This is a genomic window from Bacillus sp. AFS023182 (genome assembly GCF_002560575.1).
Lineage (GTDB): Bacteria > Bacillota > Bacilli > Bacillales > Bacillaceae_G > Bacillus_A > Bacillus_A arachidis.
Genome location: NZ_NTRO01000077.1, coordinates 1 through 17509, shown reverse-complemented (window position 1 = coordinate 17509; position 17509 = coordinate 1). Strand labels below are relative to the sequence as shown.

Sequence of the window (17509 nt, the reverse complement as noted above, 5' to 3'; positions counted from 1 at the left end):
ATTATTCTCCTCAATGTTCATTTTCCAATTGAATTAATTTAGGTACATTTTCTCTATCATATTTTTGCGTATAGCTCTCCCCATCTGGAGTAACCAATTGTAAAGTAATCTTACCACAAACACCAGAATAAAAATCAAATTCACCTTGTGAATTTGAAATAGCACGTTCCTTATTTGTAATTGAGCCCTCATAAACTTTAACATTTGCTAAAGGCATGTTGTTATGATCTACAACAACGGATTTTATTTGAATAGCAACTGCTATACATTGTTCACTTTTCTTATTATATATCACAATTGCTATCGCTCCGATTCCTACCACCATACATATCAACAAGACTATTACGTTTTTCTTCATACTAAGCCTCCTATATAAAGAATTAGCCTTTCTTAAAATGGAAATCTACACGACTTACTCGTTTCATTTCCTCGATTACTCTATGAATTCCTACCGCGATTTTATCTTCTTTCACATTTGATACATTTAGTTTTAAAAGTGTTTCCTTATGGAAAGAAGACAAATAATTTTTATCAATAGCATCAATAAATATTTGATTTTGTCTTAGGCTTTTAATAAGTGTTTCTTTAGCAATACCTTTATGTAATGATAAGCACGTATGTATTCCTATGTTGTTTTCACCTTTATATGTAAACAAATGTTGATTTTCTTTATAAACTTCTTCTAATGTTTCTGATAGCACTTTAGATCTAGCATAGTAAGATGATTGAATTTTTTGCTTGTGTCGTTCAAACATCCCACTTTTTATGTAAATTTCTAACGCAGCTTGGGAAATCATCGAACTATCAATATCTAATAGCTTTTTATATTTATGAAACAACGCTGCAATAGAAGGAGGAATAACTGCCACACCTACACGTAATCCAGGGAAAACAATCTTTGAATAACTTTTTAGATAGATTACATGTGAAGAATTATCGTAACTATATAGTGGGCCTATCTTCGAATTTTGTTCTAAATCTGCTAAATAATCATCTTCTACTATAAATACATTGTATTTTCTTGCGAGAGAAATAATCTTTTCTTTTTCTTTCTTAGAATATGAAGTGCCAAGTGGATGGTGAAACCTTGGAATTGTATAAAAAAATTTAATTTTTCCCGTTCGGAATATTCTTTCTAGCTCAATTAAATCAATACCTTCAGCAGTACGTTTTATACCAATTACAGGGGTTCGATTTGTTTCTAAGTATTCAATGTATAAATGATAACTTGGCTGTTCAATAAGTACTGTTTCATTTTGATTTGGAAAGGGTATAGAAGTTAATATAGCGAGAGCTTGTTGAACTCCCGAAGTAATAAAGATGTTTTCTTCTTTTGTGAAAATTTGATAGTTTACTAATTGTTTTTGCACAACTGTAATTAACGATGGTAACCCTTTGGGTGTACCGTATATAAACAAATGATTCTTATACGTATCAATCGCCTTATTAATACAATGTTGAAAATCTAAATAAGGAAATACATCAGGGTCTGGAGCTGAAGATGCAAAATCAATATTCTCCGTTTCATCTTCCTCATAAATCCCCATTCTCTTCACTACATAATATCCACTTTGAGGTACGGAATAAATAATATGACGCTTCTCTAATTCATGAAGCGCACGTATGATTGTTGCTTTGTTACATCCATATTGCGTCACAAGCGAACGTATAGATGGAAGTTTCTTCCCTTCTTGCATTTCTCCCTTTTGAATTATGTTTTCTAAATCATTTAGTACCTTTAAATATTTATACATGATTACACCTCTTGTTTATTGCGTACCGGTACAGTCTGTATTTGTTCACATTGTAGCATCGACTCAGAAAGATTACCATGTGCATATGGCCGGTAATAAATTGACTATATGAGGTAAAATATATAATAATACAACTAAAGTGTATATAGTTGTATTATTATATATTTATTACAGGATTTTCATTTATATTTGTGAAATTAGCTTTAACAGTTACAAGCGGAATATTTCTTATATTAAAGTAGCTAAAATGAATGTCTTTAACAATCTATCTACATTAATTACAATTACTACAGGAGTATTATTCTTGGTGTAGTAAGTATGAACTTCCTGGTTAAAAAGGAATTCGTATAAAAGAAAAGAATACCTCTATTAGTAAATAAAAAAGTGAGGGATATTTCATGCAGCAGGCAATACCTATCAATATTAGTAATATAGATGAATTAATAAAAGAATTGGATATACTAGTAAACGTCTCAATATCTTCTAGTCAAGAACTTGAGAATTGGTTAATACAACAATCACAGACTTTAAATTCTATCAATGAACAATTCATGCAACATTATATTGCCTTTCAACAAAATACGAATAATATAGAAGCAAAAGAAACTTTTGACTTTGATCAAAAACACGTACAGCCTATATTAAAACGTTATAAAAGTCTATTAGATCAAAAATATTATGAATCACCCTACCGTTTACAATTAAATTCTTCTCAGTTTGGATTCTTAGATACAAAGATTAAAAATACGATAGAACTCTTTAACGAAGAAAATATTAGTCTAGAAGTTACTGAAGATGAGTTAATCACAAAATATTTTGAAATCACAGGCAACCTCACTTCTATGTGGAATGGCGAAGAAGTAAACATTTCTGAATTAAGGGTATATCTACAAGACCCAGATCGAAATGTTCGTCAAAAAGCGATGGCTGCTATCTCTGAAAAATTTCTATCCGTAGAGAATGAAATTCAGGAAATCTTAAACCAGTTAATTATACTTCGAACAAAAAAAGCTAGAAATGTTGGTTTAACGAATTATCGTGACTACATGTTTAAAAAATACGAGCGTTTTGATTACACTGTCGAGCAATGCAATGCGTTCGCTGAATCTATTCGTAAATACGTTGTGCCGTTGCAAGAAAAAATACATAAGGAACTACAAGGAAAGCTTCAAGTAGATATATTACGCCCGTGGGATATACATGCTGTACCTATAGAGCATAAGCCTTTACAGCCTGTAAAAAGTGAAAATGAATTAATAGAAAAAAGTAAAACAATTTTTGCGAAAATCGATTCGAGTTTTTCAGCTCTTCTAGAAAAAATGCATACCAATCTAGATTTGGAAAGCAGAAAAGGAAAAGCACCAGGTGGATTTTGTGAATATTTACCTTCATCTAAGTTATCGTTTATTTTTATGAATTTAACAACAACACAAACTGATGTTGTTGTTTTCTTACATGAGATGGGTCACTGTATTCATCACGATTTAATGAAAGATATTTTAATACACCAATATCAGCATTTACCAATGGAAACTGCTGAATTAGCGAGTATGACAATGGAACTATTTACAATGGATAAATGGGATGTTTTTTATAGTAATAAAGAAGAACTCAAACAAGCTAAACAAGAGCAATTAACACAAATTATAGAGTATATACCCATTACGCTTATCATCGATCAATTTCAACACTGGTTGTATGAGAATCCAAATCATACCGCTGAAGAAAGAAATGTTAAGTTTTTAGAGCTCTCTACAACATATAATTCAAGCGTAGTAAATATAAATGGGCATGAAAGTTGGATCGTCGCACAATGGTTATCTGTCTTACATATTTTTGAGGTTCCCTTCTATTATATCGAATATGCAATCGCACAAATCGGCGCCTTACAAATGTATAAACAGTATAAAGAAAACCCTCAGCAAACATTGCAAAACTATAAAAAGGCATTATCTTTAGGTAGTTCTAAATCTGTAAAAGAAATATATGAAGCTGCTGGAATCCAATTTGATTTTTCTAGTAAAACAATAAAAGAAGTAATAGATTTTGTAGAAGAGGAATTAAAGTTACTAGAGATACTGTAAATAATTAAGAAAACCTTGTACGGCATTAACTTATCTCTACTAAATAAAAGACTCTGATTTTGAAAAAGTAATTTCAAAATCAGAGTCTTATTTAATCCGTTATATGTTTACATAATAAAATTATAGTAATCTTATTATTTTTAAGCTATGCTAATCCAACTGAATAATTTCAGATATATTATTTCTATCATATTTCTTTGTAAATATATCTCCATTTTAGGTAATAAATATTAAAGTAACTTTACTACAAACACCGGTCGTAAATTTCAACTCTCCTTTTGAATTTGTAACTGCAAGCTCTTTTTCACTAATAGCCTCTTCATAAACTTTAATATTTGGTAGAGGCTGCTTATCTTGAGATAGTACCACTGAATTTATGTACTTAGCACCTTCTATACACATTAGAGATGGATTCGTATCGTTTTTTCTTATTATTCCCTTTAATATTTATAATAATGATAACAAAGATACATAGGATAAAAAATATCGGTATACTCTTCGTCAATATTATCCTCCTACTATATTCTCAAACTGCACATTATCCCCTACTCAAATAAATATTAGCACAATGTTCTTTCTGTCGTATATGCGCTTTTTTAATATGAAATTATTATATAATAATACAATTAATTTACTCTCTCATTTTTGATTTTATCCATTACTAATTCATATCTCTTATACCATCTTTCCCACTCTTCTTTTGGAAACTCCATTTCACTATCATCTAATACAGAAGAAAAAATTTCTAAGCATACATGCCACCCAGATAAATCTTTTGGTGTATGATCATTTATTTCGTGGATAAACTCTTTTAATATTAATAAACAATTTTCTTGATCTTTATGTATTTCAAATCGAACTCGATCTTCTCCCCATGTGAACTCTAATACAGAATTTATTTGACATCGCAAAATATCAATATTAATAAATTCTCCAGAACCATCCATCATATCAAATTTTATCTTACCTCCTTGTCGCAAATCTTCTATGTAAAGATTCGGCATCCATCTTTTTAGCTTTTCATTTTCTGTTAATACAGCCCAAACTTGCTCTACTGAATAATGTAACGGACGATTAAATTGAGCTACATATCCATTATCTACTTTTTCTATTAAAGCTAACATTGTCATACCTCCATTTAAAATCACAGATTTTCTCTATTTCCACTCTATCGGTTATAATGTATAATACATTTCATACTGAGCCAACGAACTTTTCTCGAATCCACACTTTTTTACAAATCCTTCAAGTAAAGCATTATTAGGGAATCCAATAGAAAGACTGGAAAGCTGTAATTCTTTGCTTACAGTTTGTAATAGACTTGTAGCGACTCTAATTCTTCTATATTTTTTATCAACAAATAATAAACTTATCTTACCATTGTCACCAACACATATACATCCTTTTAAATCATCGTTAATATAAGCTCCATAATACTTATTATTTTCAGTTTTCTCCATATACTCGACATCATTTTGCCAATTTATATGGAAGTTTAACCATTTTTGTATACCGTTTTGAAATTCGCCAAACTTAATTTGCTTTATTTCTATATTTTGGACACTCTTACTTGTCAAAATAGAAGTGTCCCTCAAATTATAGTAAGAGAGATCATATACTTTTTCATACCCTAACTTCGTATAAAATTGAATCGCTCTATCATTACCGACAATGACTTCAAGAAAAAGTTGCTGACATCCATTTTTTATCGCTTTTTCTTTATGAAATTCAAATAATTTATGACTAACGCCAACCCCACGATAGTTCGGATGAACCGCTAATGCGCCACATCGCATTGTTTTTATACTTTCATATTCTTTAATTCCACCAAGTATAACTCCAATTGGTTTATTTTCATCCAACGCTATATAAGAATACTCAAGTTTATTTCCTTCCGGACCGAAGAATCTTTTTATAAAATCTTCTTTTGAAACTTCCATCTTTATGATGTAATCAGAAAAACCATCTCGAAAAGCTTCGTACACGAAATCTATATTCACTTCGCTACATTTTTTATAATGAACCATCGTAACAATTTCATCCACCTTTCCAACTAGTTTGAAATAAATGGGCATTTCCAACTATACATTTCATCCTGAATTTGCTTTATAACAAACGGCGCAATATCTCCATTTTGAATCTTAATTCCTGGTAAATCTATAAGACTCTCTTTTATTTTACCGGTCCCTTCTCCGTCTACAACAAAAGGTAATCGTACAATAGTCCAATTCACATTACTATCTCGCACTAGTTGTAATTCCTTATATTTATCTTTCATCATACTCGAAAGAAACAAACGAAATAACTTTGCCCCTATTTTATTTAATAAACTTTTAGTATCTTCTTGTACATCCATTGATCCTCCAGAAATAAGAATATATCGCTTGATCCCGTATTCTTTCATTACTTCTAAAATATGATTCGTAACTGTGCTAAATATATATGACTCTTTTTTAGGTTGCCCCACTGCATTAATAACAGCATTGCAACCTTGCAGTAATCGACGTATTGCAGAAATATCGCGAGCATCTCCTTTTACAACTTCCAAATGTTTATGCGATATTTTAAACTTTTGTGGATCTCGTGTGAGAATACGGACAAAGTATCCTTCTAGTAGTGCTTGAGTTATAAGGTATTTACCAGCCTTTCCGTTTGCACCGATAATTGCTACTTTATTTATTATTTTCATGACTAAAGTTAGGCTCCTTTTAAAGGATATAGATTTATACATCGTATTATTGATGAGATGTAGTTAATTCGTAAACGCGTAAAAACGCAATTAAATATTCACATGCTTTCTCACATGCCAACATTTTAAATACTTTTTGTTCTTCCACTGTTTTATCGTTCGCTTGATCTGAAGCTGCTTTCAAACAAAGAAAAGGTTTTTTATTCACATGACACACATACGCAAAAGCTGCTATTTCTTGATCAACAGCTATTGCACCGTAAACAGTATGTAGTAAATATCTCATTTCCGTACTGCGAATACGCTGATCTCCGGATATGAAAGTCCCAAAATGCACTGTATCATAAGCAAGCACTTTTTTTATTTGCCTTACAAGATATTCTGTTGTTTCAATAGGAGCTGCTCTACCAGTATATAAATTGAAACTATCTGTTCCTGTTCCTGCAGCCGTTACATCATGCTGTAATGTGTTAAGTGCAACAACAATATGACCATTTTTTACTTTCTCAGATAAACTTCCACAAATACCTGTCATAAATAACTGTTCAGGCTTAAATTCGCTTATTAATAACTGTACGCAACTAGCACAGCTTACTTTTCCAACGCCAGTAATTACCGATATTACTTCTAAGTCATTTATAGAATGAAAATGAAAGTCCCAAGCTGCTCGTTTTTCTACACGATGACTTGGATGATGCTGATGCAAGTATGTAAGCTCAGGCTCCCATGCTGATACAATTGCAATACGTTTCATTACACTTTTCACTTCCTCCTATTTTCATTTGAATAATTCATCATTACTTTCTCGCTCATAACAGGAAATCAAATCTTTATATTTCTTATATAAATCTCGTATCATTTCTTTATTCTTCGCAATTACCTCACATCCTCTATCATCGTAAATAAACATACATTCTAATAAAAAAGTTTTTTATATCTTTTCCCCAATCTTCACTCGATTCTAATGTAGCTAGTTCTTTATGTAACACGTTACTCTCTTCTAACAAAACTTATATTCTATTTATCATAAGTAACAAAGCATCCTCTTATTTTTATTCGTGATGTGTTTTTTAAATCCTTTCAATACGTTACATGAAATTATGTATATAATCTTAACTCCCAAACACATAAATGTTTGTTATTATATTAATGATGATGAAATGTAGAGAGAGGAATTAAATATACGATGGAAAGAAATATTTTAATTATTGATGATGATAAAGAGATTGTAGAATTGCTTGCCGTTTATTTACGAAATGAAGGTTACAACATTTATAAAGCATATGATGGTGAGGAAGCGTTACATATGCTCTCACTTTATCAAATTGATCTTATGATTTTAGATATCATGATGCCAAAGCGTAATGGATTAGAAGTTTGTCAGCAAGTAAGGGAAAAAAATACGGTTCCTATTCTTATGTTAAGTGCAAAAGCCGAAGATATGGATAAAATTCTAGGTCTTATGACAGGTGCTGATGATTATATGATTAAGCCTTTTAATCCACTCGAATTAATTGCGAGAGTTAAAGCGTTATTGCGCAGATCCTCCTTCCAGTATACTGCCTCGCAAATAAAGGAAGACGGAATTATTCGGATTCGTTCTGCAGAAATACATAAGCATAATCATACTGTGAAAGTGAATGGAGAATATATTAAGCTTACATCTATTGAATTTGATATCCTATACCTACTTGCTAGCAATACTGGGAGAGTATTTAGTTCAGAAGAAATATTTGAACGTGTTTGGAATGAAGATGGTTACGGTTCTAATAAAACTGTAATGGTTCATATTAGCAACTTAAGGGATAAACTTGAAACAAGAACGAATGGTGAAAAACTCATCCATACTGTTTGGGGAGTAGGTTATAAAATTGAAAAATGAAACGTTTGATATATTGAAGGTCATCCCAAAATGGAAAATTGCATTTTGGCTTTTAATATCTATTTTACTTACACCCATTTCAGAGGTTTTCATATCTCGTCTTGTTACAAGTGTAATTGACAGTTCCCTTACATTAACAGCTTTAAGTGAAGAATTTGTTAGAATCGTCGGCTATGAAAAATATCGAGGACTTAAAGAATCTTTTTGGGCTATGATGGTGTCTTATGTATTTTTATTTTCTATTTTCTCCTCCTACGTGTATCTTTTTTATCGTCATGAGAAGAAGTTATACTATGAAGCTTGTATTAAAAAAATGATAGAGGAAATTCGTTATATTGCAAATGGAAACTTTAATCATAAAATTTCCGTTTTACAACATAATTACTTAGAAGACTTAGCAAATGGCGTTAATCAAATTGTAGAACAGTTAAAAGTTTCTATTGAAGAAGAACGTCAAACCGAACAAGCAAAAAGTGAACTCATTACAAATGTATCGCATGACTTACGAACACCCTTAACATCCATAGTTGGCTATGTTAATCTCATTCACCATGATAATTATAGGGATGAGGTAGAGTTACGTCATTATATTCAAGTTATTTATGATAAAGTGACTAGATTAAACATGTTAATGAATGACTTGTTTGAGTATACACGTGTTCAAAATAAAGAGTTACAACTAAATACTTTACCTATTGATATAATTGAATTACTTGGTCAACTATCTGTTCAATTTCGTATGCAATTTCAAGAAGCAAATATTGAATGTAGGCCTTCATTTCCATCAGAAAAACTAATTGTACTTGCCGATGGTGATAAATTGGTGCGTGTATTTGAAAATTTAATTATAAATGCGATGACGTATGGAAACGATGGGAAATTCATTGATATAATAGCCTATCAAGAAGATCAAGTGATTGCAATCGATATTGTCAATTACGGTCAGCCTATTCCAAGTACAGATTTACCACATATATTTGAACGTTTCTATCGTGTTGAAAAATCCCGTTCCACATACACGGGAGGGTCAGGGCTTGGTTTGGCCATTGCCAAAAGCATTGTGGAGATTCATAGTGGAACAATTGAGGTATACAGCGATGCTGAAAAAACAACATTTACAGTAAAACTTCTTCCATATAAACAATAAATTCACTTTCTCAAACAAGCATACCTCCGTTCTAAATCTAGGACGGGGGTATGCTTGTTTGAGCTTGATGTAAGATACCTCACTATACTAAAAAATATAACAATAAGATCGTTTGAAAAACTACTGTTATTTTTTCCATGACATTATAAATTCCCCACCATGTTCTTCCGTTTTAATTTTAACTTTATATGTATCATCTTTAGTTACTTTAATATTTTTTCCTCTTTCACATTATTAAATTCTAGTATTGTATTATCATTTGAATCCACAACATAGGCAGTTATTGTTCCTTTCTTTGTTGTTTCATCAAAAGAAAATACCCAATTCTCACCCTTTTTAACTTCCATATCTCGACTTGCAGAACCGGTAAACTTTCTATAGTCTCCCAATATTCTATTTGAAGAACTTTTTACTTTCCCCCCAACAACTTTTCCCTCTATAGTAAAACAACCACTAAGAACTACTAAACATAGAACAAATAAAATTGTACTTTTAATGATTTTCAACATAATTACTCCTTTTATCCACAATGAAATTTCTACCATTAAAAATATCGTGTTAACCCGTATTCTATGATAGATAAAATGAATCCATTTTGAAAAAAATTGTTCAAAATGGATTCCTATTCAACAAGTTTATGTTTCGGTTTTATAAAAAAGTTTGATTATTTTCTGCCTGTGTTACTCCACAATCACACCCAATTACGGAAAATCGTTTTCTAGTTAGGTTCTTTTCATGTATTAGTGGAAAAACAATCCTTTAATAAGAAACAGGTACTTTTCCTTCATTATTTTCACTAACTTTAGAGTCTAACGTTTTTGTTATTATGTAGTACAAAAATGTACCAGTTAATCCTAGAATAAGAAGCAATCCCCCCATATATATGGGGCGAATCCACTCTCCAACGATGATCAACAATGAAGATACAATCATTGCTCCGTAGAAAGTCAAGCTATTAAAAGCCATATAGGTACTACGAGCGTTAGGTGGTGCAAGTTCCCCTATCATCGCCTGTTTAATAGGAACATACATCAGTTCACCAATTGTCCCAATAAACATGGCAATAAAAAGAAATACTACGCTATTTGTAAAAGCAAAAACACTAAAACATATAGAAAAGATCAACATCCCTGTAACTAAAGTCCAGCGATCACTCCGCTTTTTAAATAAGAATAATACAACACTTGATAAGAGAACTACAAGAAGTGTATTCTCAGTTCGGAGAAAACCCAGTATCTTCGTGCCATCAAGCATGAAGTCTATTCCAAACAATGAAGCTGAATGATGGGGTATATCCTTTTCAAGACGAATCCCAATATAGTTTGTTAAAGACTGTTCCAAGGAAAAGATTAAGATCGCTCCGAAAATATAAAACATAAACAGCTTATCTTTTAAAACGATTAAATAGGTTTGAAGCATCTCTATTGATGAAAATTTTTTCTTATAATTAGAAGACTTAGATGAAGGTTCCGGTGTATAGGTTTCTGTGATGAAGAATACGGTCATGAAGACAGATAACAAAGAGATGAGTGAAATCCCAATAAATAACTCAAACAAGTAGTTTTTAAAAAGAAAAGCTCCAATGATTCCTCCAATAGCAGTTGATAAATTCCCCAACCAGTAGCTAATTGTAAATACAAGCTTTCTCGATTCAGAATTAGTAACATCAATGATCATAGCTTGTGCTGCTGGCTGAAACATTCCCCCACAAAACATATTGATGATAAAGAATGCTGCGGAAATATAAGGAAGGTTAAACCAGGGGGAATTACAAAGTGCTATAAACAGATACGAAAGCAATATACCAATTTCAGAATAAATCATTATTTTTCTCCGACCTATTTTGTCTGAGACATGCCCCCCGATAAAGCCTCCAATGACTCCACTAATCACAATTATTATAAGGATAATACCCGTTTCAGTGGCTCCGATTTTCTGAGAAAAATAGATTGCCAGAAAAGGTATAACGGCCATAGAAATCAGGCTGCCTAGAAATTGCATGGCTAGGCGAAGTTTGATGTTGGGATGGATATCCCTCAATTTCATATAAGTCACTCCTTATTTATTCGAGATAGGTCCAAATAATCTCAGGGCTTGTATCGTTATATCCTTCCACATCATGTTTGCATATTCATCAATAAACGTTAAACGCATTCCGTTTAAGATGGATAAGTACGACCTAGCAATTAATGAAGGTGATTCTTCATAAAAGTAACCCAGTCTTTGTCCTGCTTCAATAACTGGATGAATACAGTCTATAAATACATTTACGAAATCGTCTAGTTCTTTAAAAAGTTTTGGAAAGCGATCAGGTCTCGCAAGAACCTGCTGAATTAGACGTAGGTATTCACTTCTCATTGAAAAAAGTTGTACATGGCAATCTATCATTTCCCTCACAACTTCAAAAGGTTTACCTTTAAAGTGTTTTTCTATCTCAGTAAAATATGGTCTAATTTCCTCCAATGGCTCTAAAATCGCTGATTCATAAAGTGATTCTTTTGAATCAAAATACGTAAATACAGTACCAAAGCTAACTCCTGCTTCTTTTGCTATTTCGGCAACTTTTGTCTCTGCAAAACCATTCACACTAAATAATTTAATTGCGGCGTTTAAGATAGTAGATCTTTTTCTTTTCATTTTTTCATCTTTAGTAAGTCCAGGTGCCATTTAGATACCCCTTTCATAATAAATGATTGATTAATCAATCAAATTATATTGCTATTTATTTCCATTGTAAATATAATGCAAGAACTTATTTTCATATTTTTACAATTAGTTATATTCGAATTCCATAAACGAATAAATTTATTTCAAAAGTTGTTTTTAGCTTAGGTCTCTTATTGATCTTCATTTTATTTTCCTTCACTTCCGGTATATCACCAACTGCTTGCTTCTTAATTTCTTGCTCTAATACCCCTTGTTGTTCTAACAATTCCTTTTCCAATCTATCGTGCTCTTCTTTTCGTTTTGTAGCTATTGGGCCTATAACAAAAAGAGCCAAAAATAATGTGATTGTAACAATGAACGTTGTCACTGAATTAAAAACAAAAAAGGAACTGTAAATTTACCATTACAGCTCCTACATCAAACAATTCATGAGATTATCTATTTCATTTTAATTCAACTAACTCTTTTGTTAAATATCGATAAGCAATGTCAAAATACTCTTGTTTCCCCCAACTTTCTGCATTCCCAATCACTACGAATACCTCTTTTGCTCTACTTGCTGCAACATTGAGTAAATTTGGCGTACTAGAAGCCCATTTTAGTGGACCTTGTTTTTGATCATCTACCCCTAATACAAAAATAACCATTGGTGCCTCTTTCCCTTGAAAGGTGTGCACGGTCCCAATTTCAATATTTCCATACTCTTTCCCAGGTAGTTTTTGTTGTTTGAGTTGCTTTAATTTTTGAACAACACTTACAAAAGGTGAAATAATATAGCAAGATTTATCTGGGTTATCTTGCGAGAATTTTTTTGCAATTTCAATTGCTTTTTCACCTTGCTCGGGAATAAAGTGATTTCCTGTCCCATATGTTTTCCCACCTATATCTAACCATTGGCTAACATATTGAGGCTTACTTTCTTTACTCTTAGTATCCGTTAATCCGTAGAACATTTTACCTTGATACGTTGTTTCATTACATATTGAAAACATTGGATTTTTACATCTTCTATGAACACGCAGAGGTGACCCTAGCCATGTTTTATTCTGATTTGAGTCAATCATCTCGCCTCCATATCTATTATTAAGATCAGCAAACTCTTGAACACTCACTTCATTTCTAGTTAAACGATAAAAGAAATTATATTGCTCATTTATTCCAGCACTGTCATTTGCAATTAGTTTAAGTTGGTCATCACTTAATGTAACGACAGGAGGAATTTGCAAGGGATCTCCTACAACAACAACATTCCTTGAACGCCAAATCGCACCTATTGCAGATTGGGGAGTAGCTTGGCCTGCTTCATCAATAAACAACCAACCTATATCCTCCGTCTTTAAATCTTTTAAAAACCTTGCAATGGAAGCAAATGTTGAAGAGAGAATTGGAGTGAGTAAAAACACAGTATCAAACATAGCTTGAATGAAATTGTCTCTTTTGGCTTCGTTAATTTGGGAATCAAGATTTCCTTTTTCTTTACCGCCTAAAAAATAGGTTTTTGCTAAAGATAAGTTCTTTTCAATCTTGTCCTGATTTGCAATTAAAAAATCATTATACTCACTCATTAACTTTGCAAAAAGTTTGCTCCGCTCGCAATTCATCTGCTCATCTTTGTTTTCACCGTCGATATTCACAAATTGTTCCTCAGATGTTTGCCATTTCTTTTCATTAACATTATGACAGACATCATTCTCTTCTGCCGTAGCTATCTTTTTCAGCACATTTTGTTCTAATTGTGTAAATGAATATACGTTTTCATGCTCTAAATCACCAACACGCTGTAAATCTTCTGTAATTGTAGTGAAGTATTCCTTTATATTTGCAGTTTTCCCCATTGCCGCAGAAATTTTCCCCCAACATTTTTTCTCTTTGTCGAATCCTAAAAATTGATAACCGTTCTTCAGTAAATCCTTATCCTTTGGTAAATCTACACTTATATTTTCAACTGCAGAATTATTATTAGATGTTACTAAAATACGATATTCCTTAAGTTTAGGGTGAAAGGAATAATAATAATCTTCTTGTCCCTCCGCAAATTGCACTTTTGAGAATAGATCTGTGGCTTCTTTTAGAAACTTTACTTTTTCAAATATAATATTTGCAAATACATCTTTTAACAACGTCGTTTTACCTGTTCCCGGTGGCCCATTAACAGAAAAAATAAAGCCATTCTCTTCTTTTGATTTTGCAATAATAAGATTTAAAGCAACCTGCTGCATAAGTCCTAATGGAAATTCCGAGGGCCATCTCGTAATAGGTATTTTTCGTAATACGTTCTTCATTTCACTTATACTTTCATTCTTAAATAAATCCACTCTTTCCCCTGAGTTTTTTAATACCTCCCAGTTACTTAAAGATAAATAGGTTTCTAAAGCTTTACCAACGGAGCTATCTTTAATTTCATATTTTACTTTTTCTAAATCATTTATATAAAAGCTGTTTACGCCTACATGTTCTTTATATGTTAAACGTACATATTTCTCATATTCTTTTTCACTGCAAAACCGAAATACACCATCTTTATCGAAATGTCTCTTTGAAATATATGATTGTAATGTACTTTGAATATTTTTGGTCAGCTCTTCCCAATTTTTAAATCTGATATGTATATAATTAATGTCTTTTTCTAAAGAATCTTGTTCTTTTGACCCGATAAATTCAAGCGTTTTGTCTTTTTTTCCATAATTATCACTTTCAATTACAGATGAAATCGTATTAAATAAATCTGATTCTAGCTCCTTCAGACTCTTACCTGTACGTAGAAAGTACTTCACAATCGGACTAACCACCACACTAGATTCGAGCGGGGTATCAGGGATTAGCTTAAGCATCTGATTTAGTTGAATATGAATCAAAAAACTATTCGGGTCCTTTTGGAAATCAGTAAAACTTGTTTTTTGCTTTGATTCATTCGAGAAATGCCTTAATACTTCATTTTTTGCTACTGGTAAATAAAATAATGATGCATTATTATCTGCAAGATATTTTCCTTTTGCGCTATTTCCTTTTTTTTGAAGAAATATTTGCATATCCTGATGTGGAGTTCCATTAGGATTGACAAAATCCGGTATATGAATATTAGGTTCTTTATGAAAAAAACTTTTAAATGAATGCAAAGTTATAGACTCTTTATCGCAATTCATGAAATTGAAATGCTCTAATTCAATAAAATAGTTAAGTGTTTTTGTTGCCGTCTCTTTATAATTCGTATTCTCTTTATCTGTATCTTTCCTTTTGTTTTGAAAAAAGAACGGTAATATTTTCTTTAACCCTTTCATTATTGGCCCCCTAGCAGCTGGATTTTCCTAAATTATACCAAATTATAATTAAATTATTTAATACAATTCCTTTTCTTTCAATTATTTTGTAACAATAAGCATAAGATGGCCGTTTTGCCCAACTTATGCTTCCCAATATATATCTAGGGTTCCCTATTGAACTCAGCGCGGATAATGAAGAGAACTTTTTTGTTCAACATTAAGGCTACAAAATTGAAAAAACATTTTAAGAAAATACGATATCACTTCTATTTCTAGTTTATTAAAATAGGCTTTATAGTAAGAATTTCTAAAAATATAAAGGAGGGGTATGCTTTGTTTCCAGGTACTTTATATGAAACACATGTTAAAACAAAAAATTTAGAAGTAGCAAAAGAGTTTTATACTAAACTTGGATTATTTCATGCTCGCACTATTGAAGAACGTCGTGTAGCATTCTTTTGGTTTGATAAAGAAAATAAGAAGGAACAAATGCTGGGCGTTTGGGAGGTATCAGAAGAAGCATTCCATACAAGTCACTTTGCATTCAAGGTTAACTATGAAGAAATCATTCATGCAAGAGAATGGCTTCTTAATAAAGGAATAAATCCAAGGGCCGCTTTTGGTCTTGAACCTTCCGAGTCTATGGTTCATACCTGGACACCTACTGCAAATCTTTATTTTTATGATCCTGACGGCAATTCTTTAGAATTTCTGTGTTTACTTCCCGAAAAGAAAAAAGTAAAACAAGAAGTCATGTATTTAAGTGAGTGGGAAAGTTTGGTGAGTGAAGAATAAATTTGATTTTTGACTCAAATCCCGCAAAATAATTTTAAAAGGAACCATAACCTTGCCCAAGTGGCGAAGTTATGGTTTAAATCACAAAGATTCTAGTGAATAAGCTAATCATTTCGAATATCCTACACTGATAATAAGTATTTTTATTTATTGTAAATTTCACGGCCAACTTATATTTCAAGCATGATGGGGATTTTACGTAAATCTAACATAAGCTCTTTTCGAACATGTTCTGCTAAAGCAAGATTTGATATGGATAAAATAAAAATATTAGGTATTGTATTGATATTTTCAAAATGTAATAGGCCATGTATTACGGTAACAAACAGCAAACTGATGATAGAGAATTAGAATTCTTTGACTGAAGAAACCTTCTACATTCAATTGAGTGATAAAATGAAGGTGATTCCCTTTATATGATACTTGTCAATCAATGTTTCAATAAAATACAATCTATCCTAATAAATTTTAAATGATAAATGAAATTTGATCTGGTAAATCAATATTTTTAAAATTCTCCATTCCACAACATTCTTCAACTTGCTTATATACCTTAAAGGCGCACTTGTAAAATAATTGGAAATGTTCTTTAGGCATATCATCAAGTAAAACATAGCCTTCTTCAAAGGTTATTTTATCTTTCAAAATCTTAAAACGCCATCTTTCATACCTTTCTGGGTATTGCTCACAAATATCAATAGTAGGACCAAAACTATAAATCGCATATTCGCTATTATCTAATTCTTTTATTATTGTAATCACTGGGTATCTTCCTATTTCAATTCACTCCTTAATTAATCAAAATTCAATTTGTATGAATTACTAGTCTTGCTCAGTTAGTCGTTAGGTTAATTCCTGAAGGAACTCATTTTGTTTTTCAATGACTTCTTTTTGATTTTGAATCATCGTTTGTAGCGTTGAAATCCGGTTCTTTATAGCGCTCAACTTCATGTTGATTCAAAATAGCAACACCTTGATGCCATGATACAATTTACTTTGTGGTATTTTCTAGTGTCATATCTGTGTCATTCTTTAGGTTTATAACCTTACGGAATGCCATTTCTATACTTCCTATGCCCACGCTCGTTTCCTATGAAGCTGTAATCCTATTTTTCTAACACATAATGTAGGTGATTGGATACCTAATTGCTCCACCACGTCACTAGGACTATAAAACGGCTTCATAGCGTTTCGCTCCAAAAATATATTCGCTATAGCAATGATATACCCT

General features: G+C 31.8%; 16 protein-coding genes and 4 pseudogenes. 5 read left to right on the top strand and 15 right to left on the bottom strand.

Annotated elements, in window-relative coordinates:
- Positions 1–10: 10 nt before the first annotated feature.
- Positions 11–358 (bottom strand): hypothetical protein, encoded by a 348-nt coding sequence (locus CN288_RS24730; RefSeq protein ID WP_026590876.1) that lies wholly within the window; start codon positions 356–358, stop codon positions 11–13.
- A gap of 22 nt (positions 359–380) precedes the next feature.
- On the bottom strand, positions 381–1754 hold the full coding sequence (locus tag CN288_RS24725; protein ID WP_098303328.1) for an aminotransferase-like domain-containing protein: 1374 nt from the start codon (positions 1752–1754) through the stop codon (positions 381–383).
- 118 nt (positions 1755–1872) lie between these two features.
- Between CN288_RS24725 and CN288_RS30275 the strand changes: the two are divergent.
- Positions 1873–1972: pseudogene (locus CN288_RS30275) on the top strand (EamA family transporter); the annotation flags it as partial.
- 180 nt (positions 1973–2152) lie between these two features.
- Positions 2153–3838 carry a M3 family oligoendopeptidase gene (locus tag CN288_RS24720; RefSeq protein ID WP_098303327.1) on the top strand — a complete coding sequence of 562 codons (1686 nt, stop codon included), beginning with the start codon at positions 2153–2155 and terminating at the stop codon, positions 3836–3838.
- Positions 3839–4054: 216 nt separating this feature from the next.
- Here the strand turns inward: CN288_RS24720 and CN288_RS29065 are convergent, their stop codons facing one another.
- From CN288_RS29065 to CN288_RS30270, 6 genes and pseudogenes are all read right to left on the bottom strand, one after another.
- Positions 4055–4207 carry a hypothetical protein gene (locus CN288_RS29065; protein WP_176527735.1) on the bottom strand — a complete coding sequence of 51 codons (153 nt, stop codon included), beginning with the start codon at positions 4205–4207 and terminating at the stop codon, positions 4055–4057.
- A gap of 257 nt (positions 4208–4464) precedes the next feature.
- Positions 4465–4962 carry an SRPBCC family protein gene (locus CN288_RS24710; protein WP_090689433.1) on the bottom strand — a complete coding sequence of 166 codons (498 nt, stop codon included), beginning with the start codon at positions 4960–4962 and terminating at the stop codon, positions 4465–4467.
- Positions 4963–5013: 51 nt separating this feature from the next.
- A complete protein-coding gene (locus CN288_RS24705) occupies positions 5014–5865 on the bottom strand; it encodes a GNAT family N-acetyltransferase (protein ID WP_141528007.1) in 852 nt (283 codons plus the stop codon).
- Between the two features lie 26 nt (positions 5866–5891).
- Complete coding sequence (locus CN288_RS24700; protein ID WP_090689430.1) at positions 5892–6527, bottom strand: SDR family oxidoreductase; 636 nt, start codon at positions 6525–6527, stop codon at positions 5892–5894.
- Positions 6528–6573: 46 nt separating this feature from the next.
- A complete protein-coding gene (gene mtnN, locus CN288_RS24695; RefSeq protein ID WP_026590870.1) occupies positions 6574–7281 on the bottom strand; it encodes a 5'-methylthioadenosine/S-adenosylhomocysteine nucleosidase in 708 nt (235 codons plus the stop codon).
- Between the two features lie 24 nt (positions 7282–7305).
- Positions 7306–7437 (bottom strand): annotated as a pseudogene (locus tag CN288_RS30270) (DUF3885 domain-containing protein); the annotation flags it as partial.
- Positions 7438–7713: 276 nt separating this feature from the next.
- Here CN288_RS30270 and CN288_RS24685 point away from each other — a divergent pair.
- Together CN288_RS24685 and CN288_RS24680 are read left to right on the top strand one after the other, a co-directional pair.
- Positions 7714–8409 carry a response regulator transcription factor gene (locus tag CN288_RS24685; RefSeq protein WP_090689426.1) on the top strand — a complete coding sequence of 232 codons (696 nt, stop codon included), beginning with the start codon at positions 7714–7716 and terminating at the stop codon, positions 8407–8409.
- On the top strand, positions 8399–9556 hold the full coding sequence (locus CN288_RS24680) for a sensor histidine kinase (RefSeq protein ID WP_098303325.1): 1158 nt from the start codon (positions 8399–8401) through the stop codon (positions 9554–9556). Before CN288_RS24685 ends, CN288_RS24680 begins: the two co-directional genes overlap by 11 nt.
- Positions 9557–9682: 126 nt before the next feature.
- On the opposite strand, the pseudogene CN288_RS24675 reads toward CN288_RS24680, so the two are convergent.
- The 5 genes and pseudogenes from CN288_RS24675 to CN288_RS24655 all read right to left on the bottom strand — a co-directional run bounded on the left by CN288_RS24675 (position 9683) and on the right by CN288_RS24655 (position 15501).
- Positions 9683–10065 (bottom strand): annotated as a pseudogene (locus CN288_RS24675) (hypothetical protein).
- Positions 10066–10315: 250 nt separating this feature from the next.
- Positions 10316–11602, bottom strand: coding sequence for an MFS transporter (locus CN288_RS24670; protein ID WP_098303324.1), 1287 nt, complete (start codon positions 11600–11602; stop codon positions 10316–10318).
- A gap of 12 nt (positions 11603–11614) precedes the next feature.
- A complete protein-coding gene (locus tag CN288_RS24665; RefSeq protein WP_098303323.1) occupies positions 11615–12223 on the bottom strand; it encodes a TetR/AcrR family transcriptional regulator in 609 nt (202 codons plus the stop codon).
- A 109-nt stretch (positions 12224–12332) separates the two neighbouring features.
- Positions 12333–12590 carry a hypothetical protein gene (locus CN288_RS24660; RefSeq protein WP_098303322.1) on the bottom strand — a complete coding sequence of 86 codons (258 nt, stop codon included), beginning with the start codon at positions 12588–12590 and terminating at the stop codon, positions 12333–12335.
- A gap of 76 nt (positions 12591–12666) precedes the next feature.
- Positions 12667–15501: a DEAD/DEAH box helicase gene (locus CN288_RS24655; RefSeq protein ID WP_098303321.1), complete on the bottom strand. Its 2835-nt coding sequence runs from the start codon at positions 15499–15501 to the stop codon at positions 12667–12669.
- Positions 15502–15816: 315 nt separating this feature from the next.
- On the opposite strand from CN288_RS24655, the gene CN288_RS24650 reads away from it, so the two are divergent.
- The gene (locus tag CN288_RS24650; RefSeq protein ID WP_098303320.1) at positions 15817–16278 is read left to right on the top strand and encodes a VOC family protein; all 462 of its coding nucleotides are present in this window, start codon (positions 15817–15819) and stop codon (positions 16276–16278) included.
- Positions 16279–16746: 468 nt separating this feature from the next.
- On the opposite strand, the gene CN288_RS24645 is transcribed toward CN288_RS24650, so the two are convergent.
- Both CN288_RS24645 and CN288_RS30110 read right to left on the bottom strand, forming a co-directional pair.
- A complete protein-coding gene (locus CN288_RS24645; RefSeq protein ID WP_231503907.1) occupies positions 16747–17040 on the bottom strand; it encodes a hypothetical protein in 294 nt (97 codons plus the stop codon).
- An 84-nt stretch (positions 17041–17124) separates the two neighbouring features.
- A pseudogene (locus tag CN288_RS30110) lies at positions 17125–17463 on the bottom strand (DUF3967 domain-containing protein); the annotation flags it as partial.
- Positions 17464–17509 lie beyond the last annotated feature (46 nt).

What these genes read in the sequence shown, in the direction of transcription:
- CN288_RS24730 (WP_026590876.1), bottom strand. Translation starts at nt 358, where the DNA reads ATGAAGAAAAACGTAATAGTCTTGTTGATATGTATGGTGGTAGGAATC.
- CN288_RS24725 (WP_098303328.1), bottom strand. Translation starts at nt 1,754, where the DNA reads ATGTATAAATATTTAAAGGTACTAAATGATTTAGAAAACATAATTCAA.
- CN288_RS24720 (WP_098303327.1), top strand. Translation starts at nt 2,153, where the DNA reads ATGCAGCAGGCAATACCTATCAATATTAGTAATATAGATGAATTAATA.
- CN288_RS24710 (WP_090689433.1), bottom strand. Translation starts at nt 4,962, where the DNA reads ATGTTAGCTTTAATAGAAAAAGTAGATAATGGATATGTAGCTCAATTT.
- CN288_RS24705 (WP_141528007.1), bottom strand. Translation starts at nt 5,865, where the DNA reads ATGGTTCATTATAAAAAATGTAGCGAAGTGAATATAGATTTCGTGTAC.
- CN288_RS24700 (WP_090689430.1), bottom strand. Translation starts at nt 6,527, where the DNA reads ATGAAAATAATAAATAAAGTAGCAATTATCGGTGCAAACGGAAAGGCT.
- mtnN (WP_026590870.1), bottom strand. Translation starts at nt 7,281, where the DNA reads ATGAAACGTATTGCAATTGTATCAGCATGGGAGCCTGAGCTTACATAC.
- CN288_RS24685 (WP_090689426.1), top strand. Translation starts at nt 7,714, where the DNA reads ATGGAAAGAAATATTTTAATTATTGATGATGATAAAGAGATTGTAGAA.
- CN288_RS24670 (WP_098303324.1), bottom strand. Translation starts at nt 11,602, where the DNA reads ATGAAATTGAGGGATATCCATCCCAACATCAAACTTCGCCTAGCCATG.
- CN288_RS24665 (WP_098303323.1), bottom strand. Translation starts at nt 12,223, where the DNA reads ATGGCACCTGGACTTACTAAAGATGAAAAAATGAAAAGAAAAAGATCT.
- CN288_RS24655 (WP_098303321.1), bottom strand. Translation starts at nt 15,501, where the DNA reads ATGAAAGGGTTAAAGAAAATATTACCGTTCTTTTTTCAAAACAAAAGG.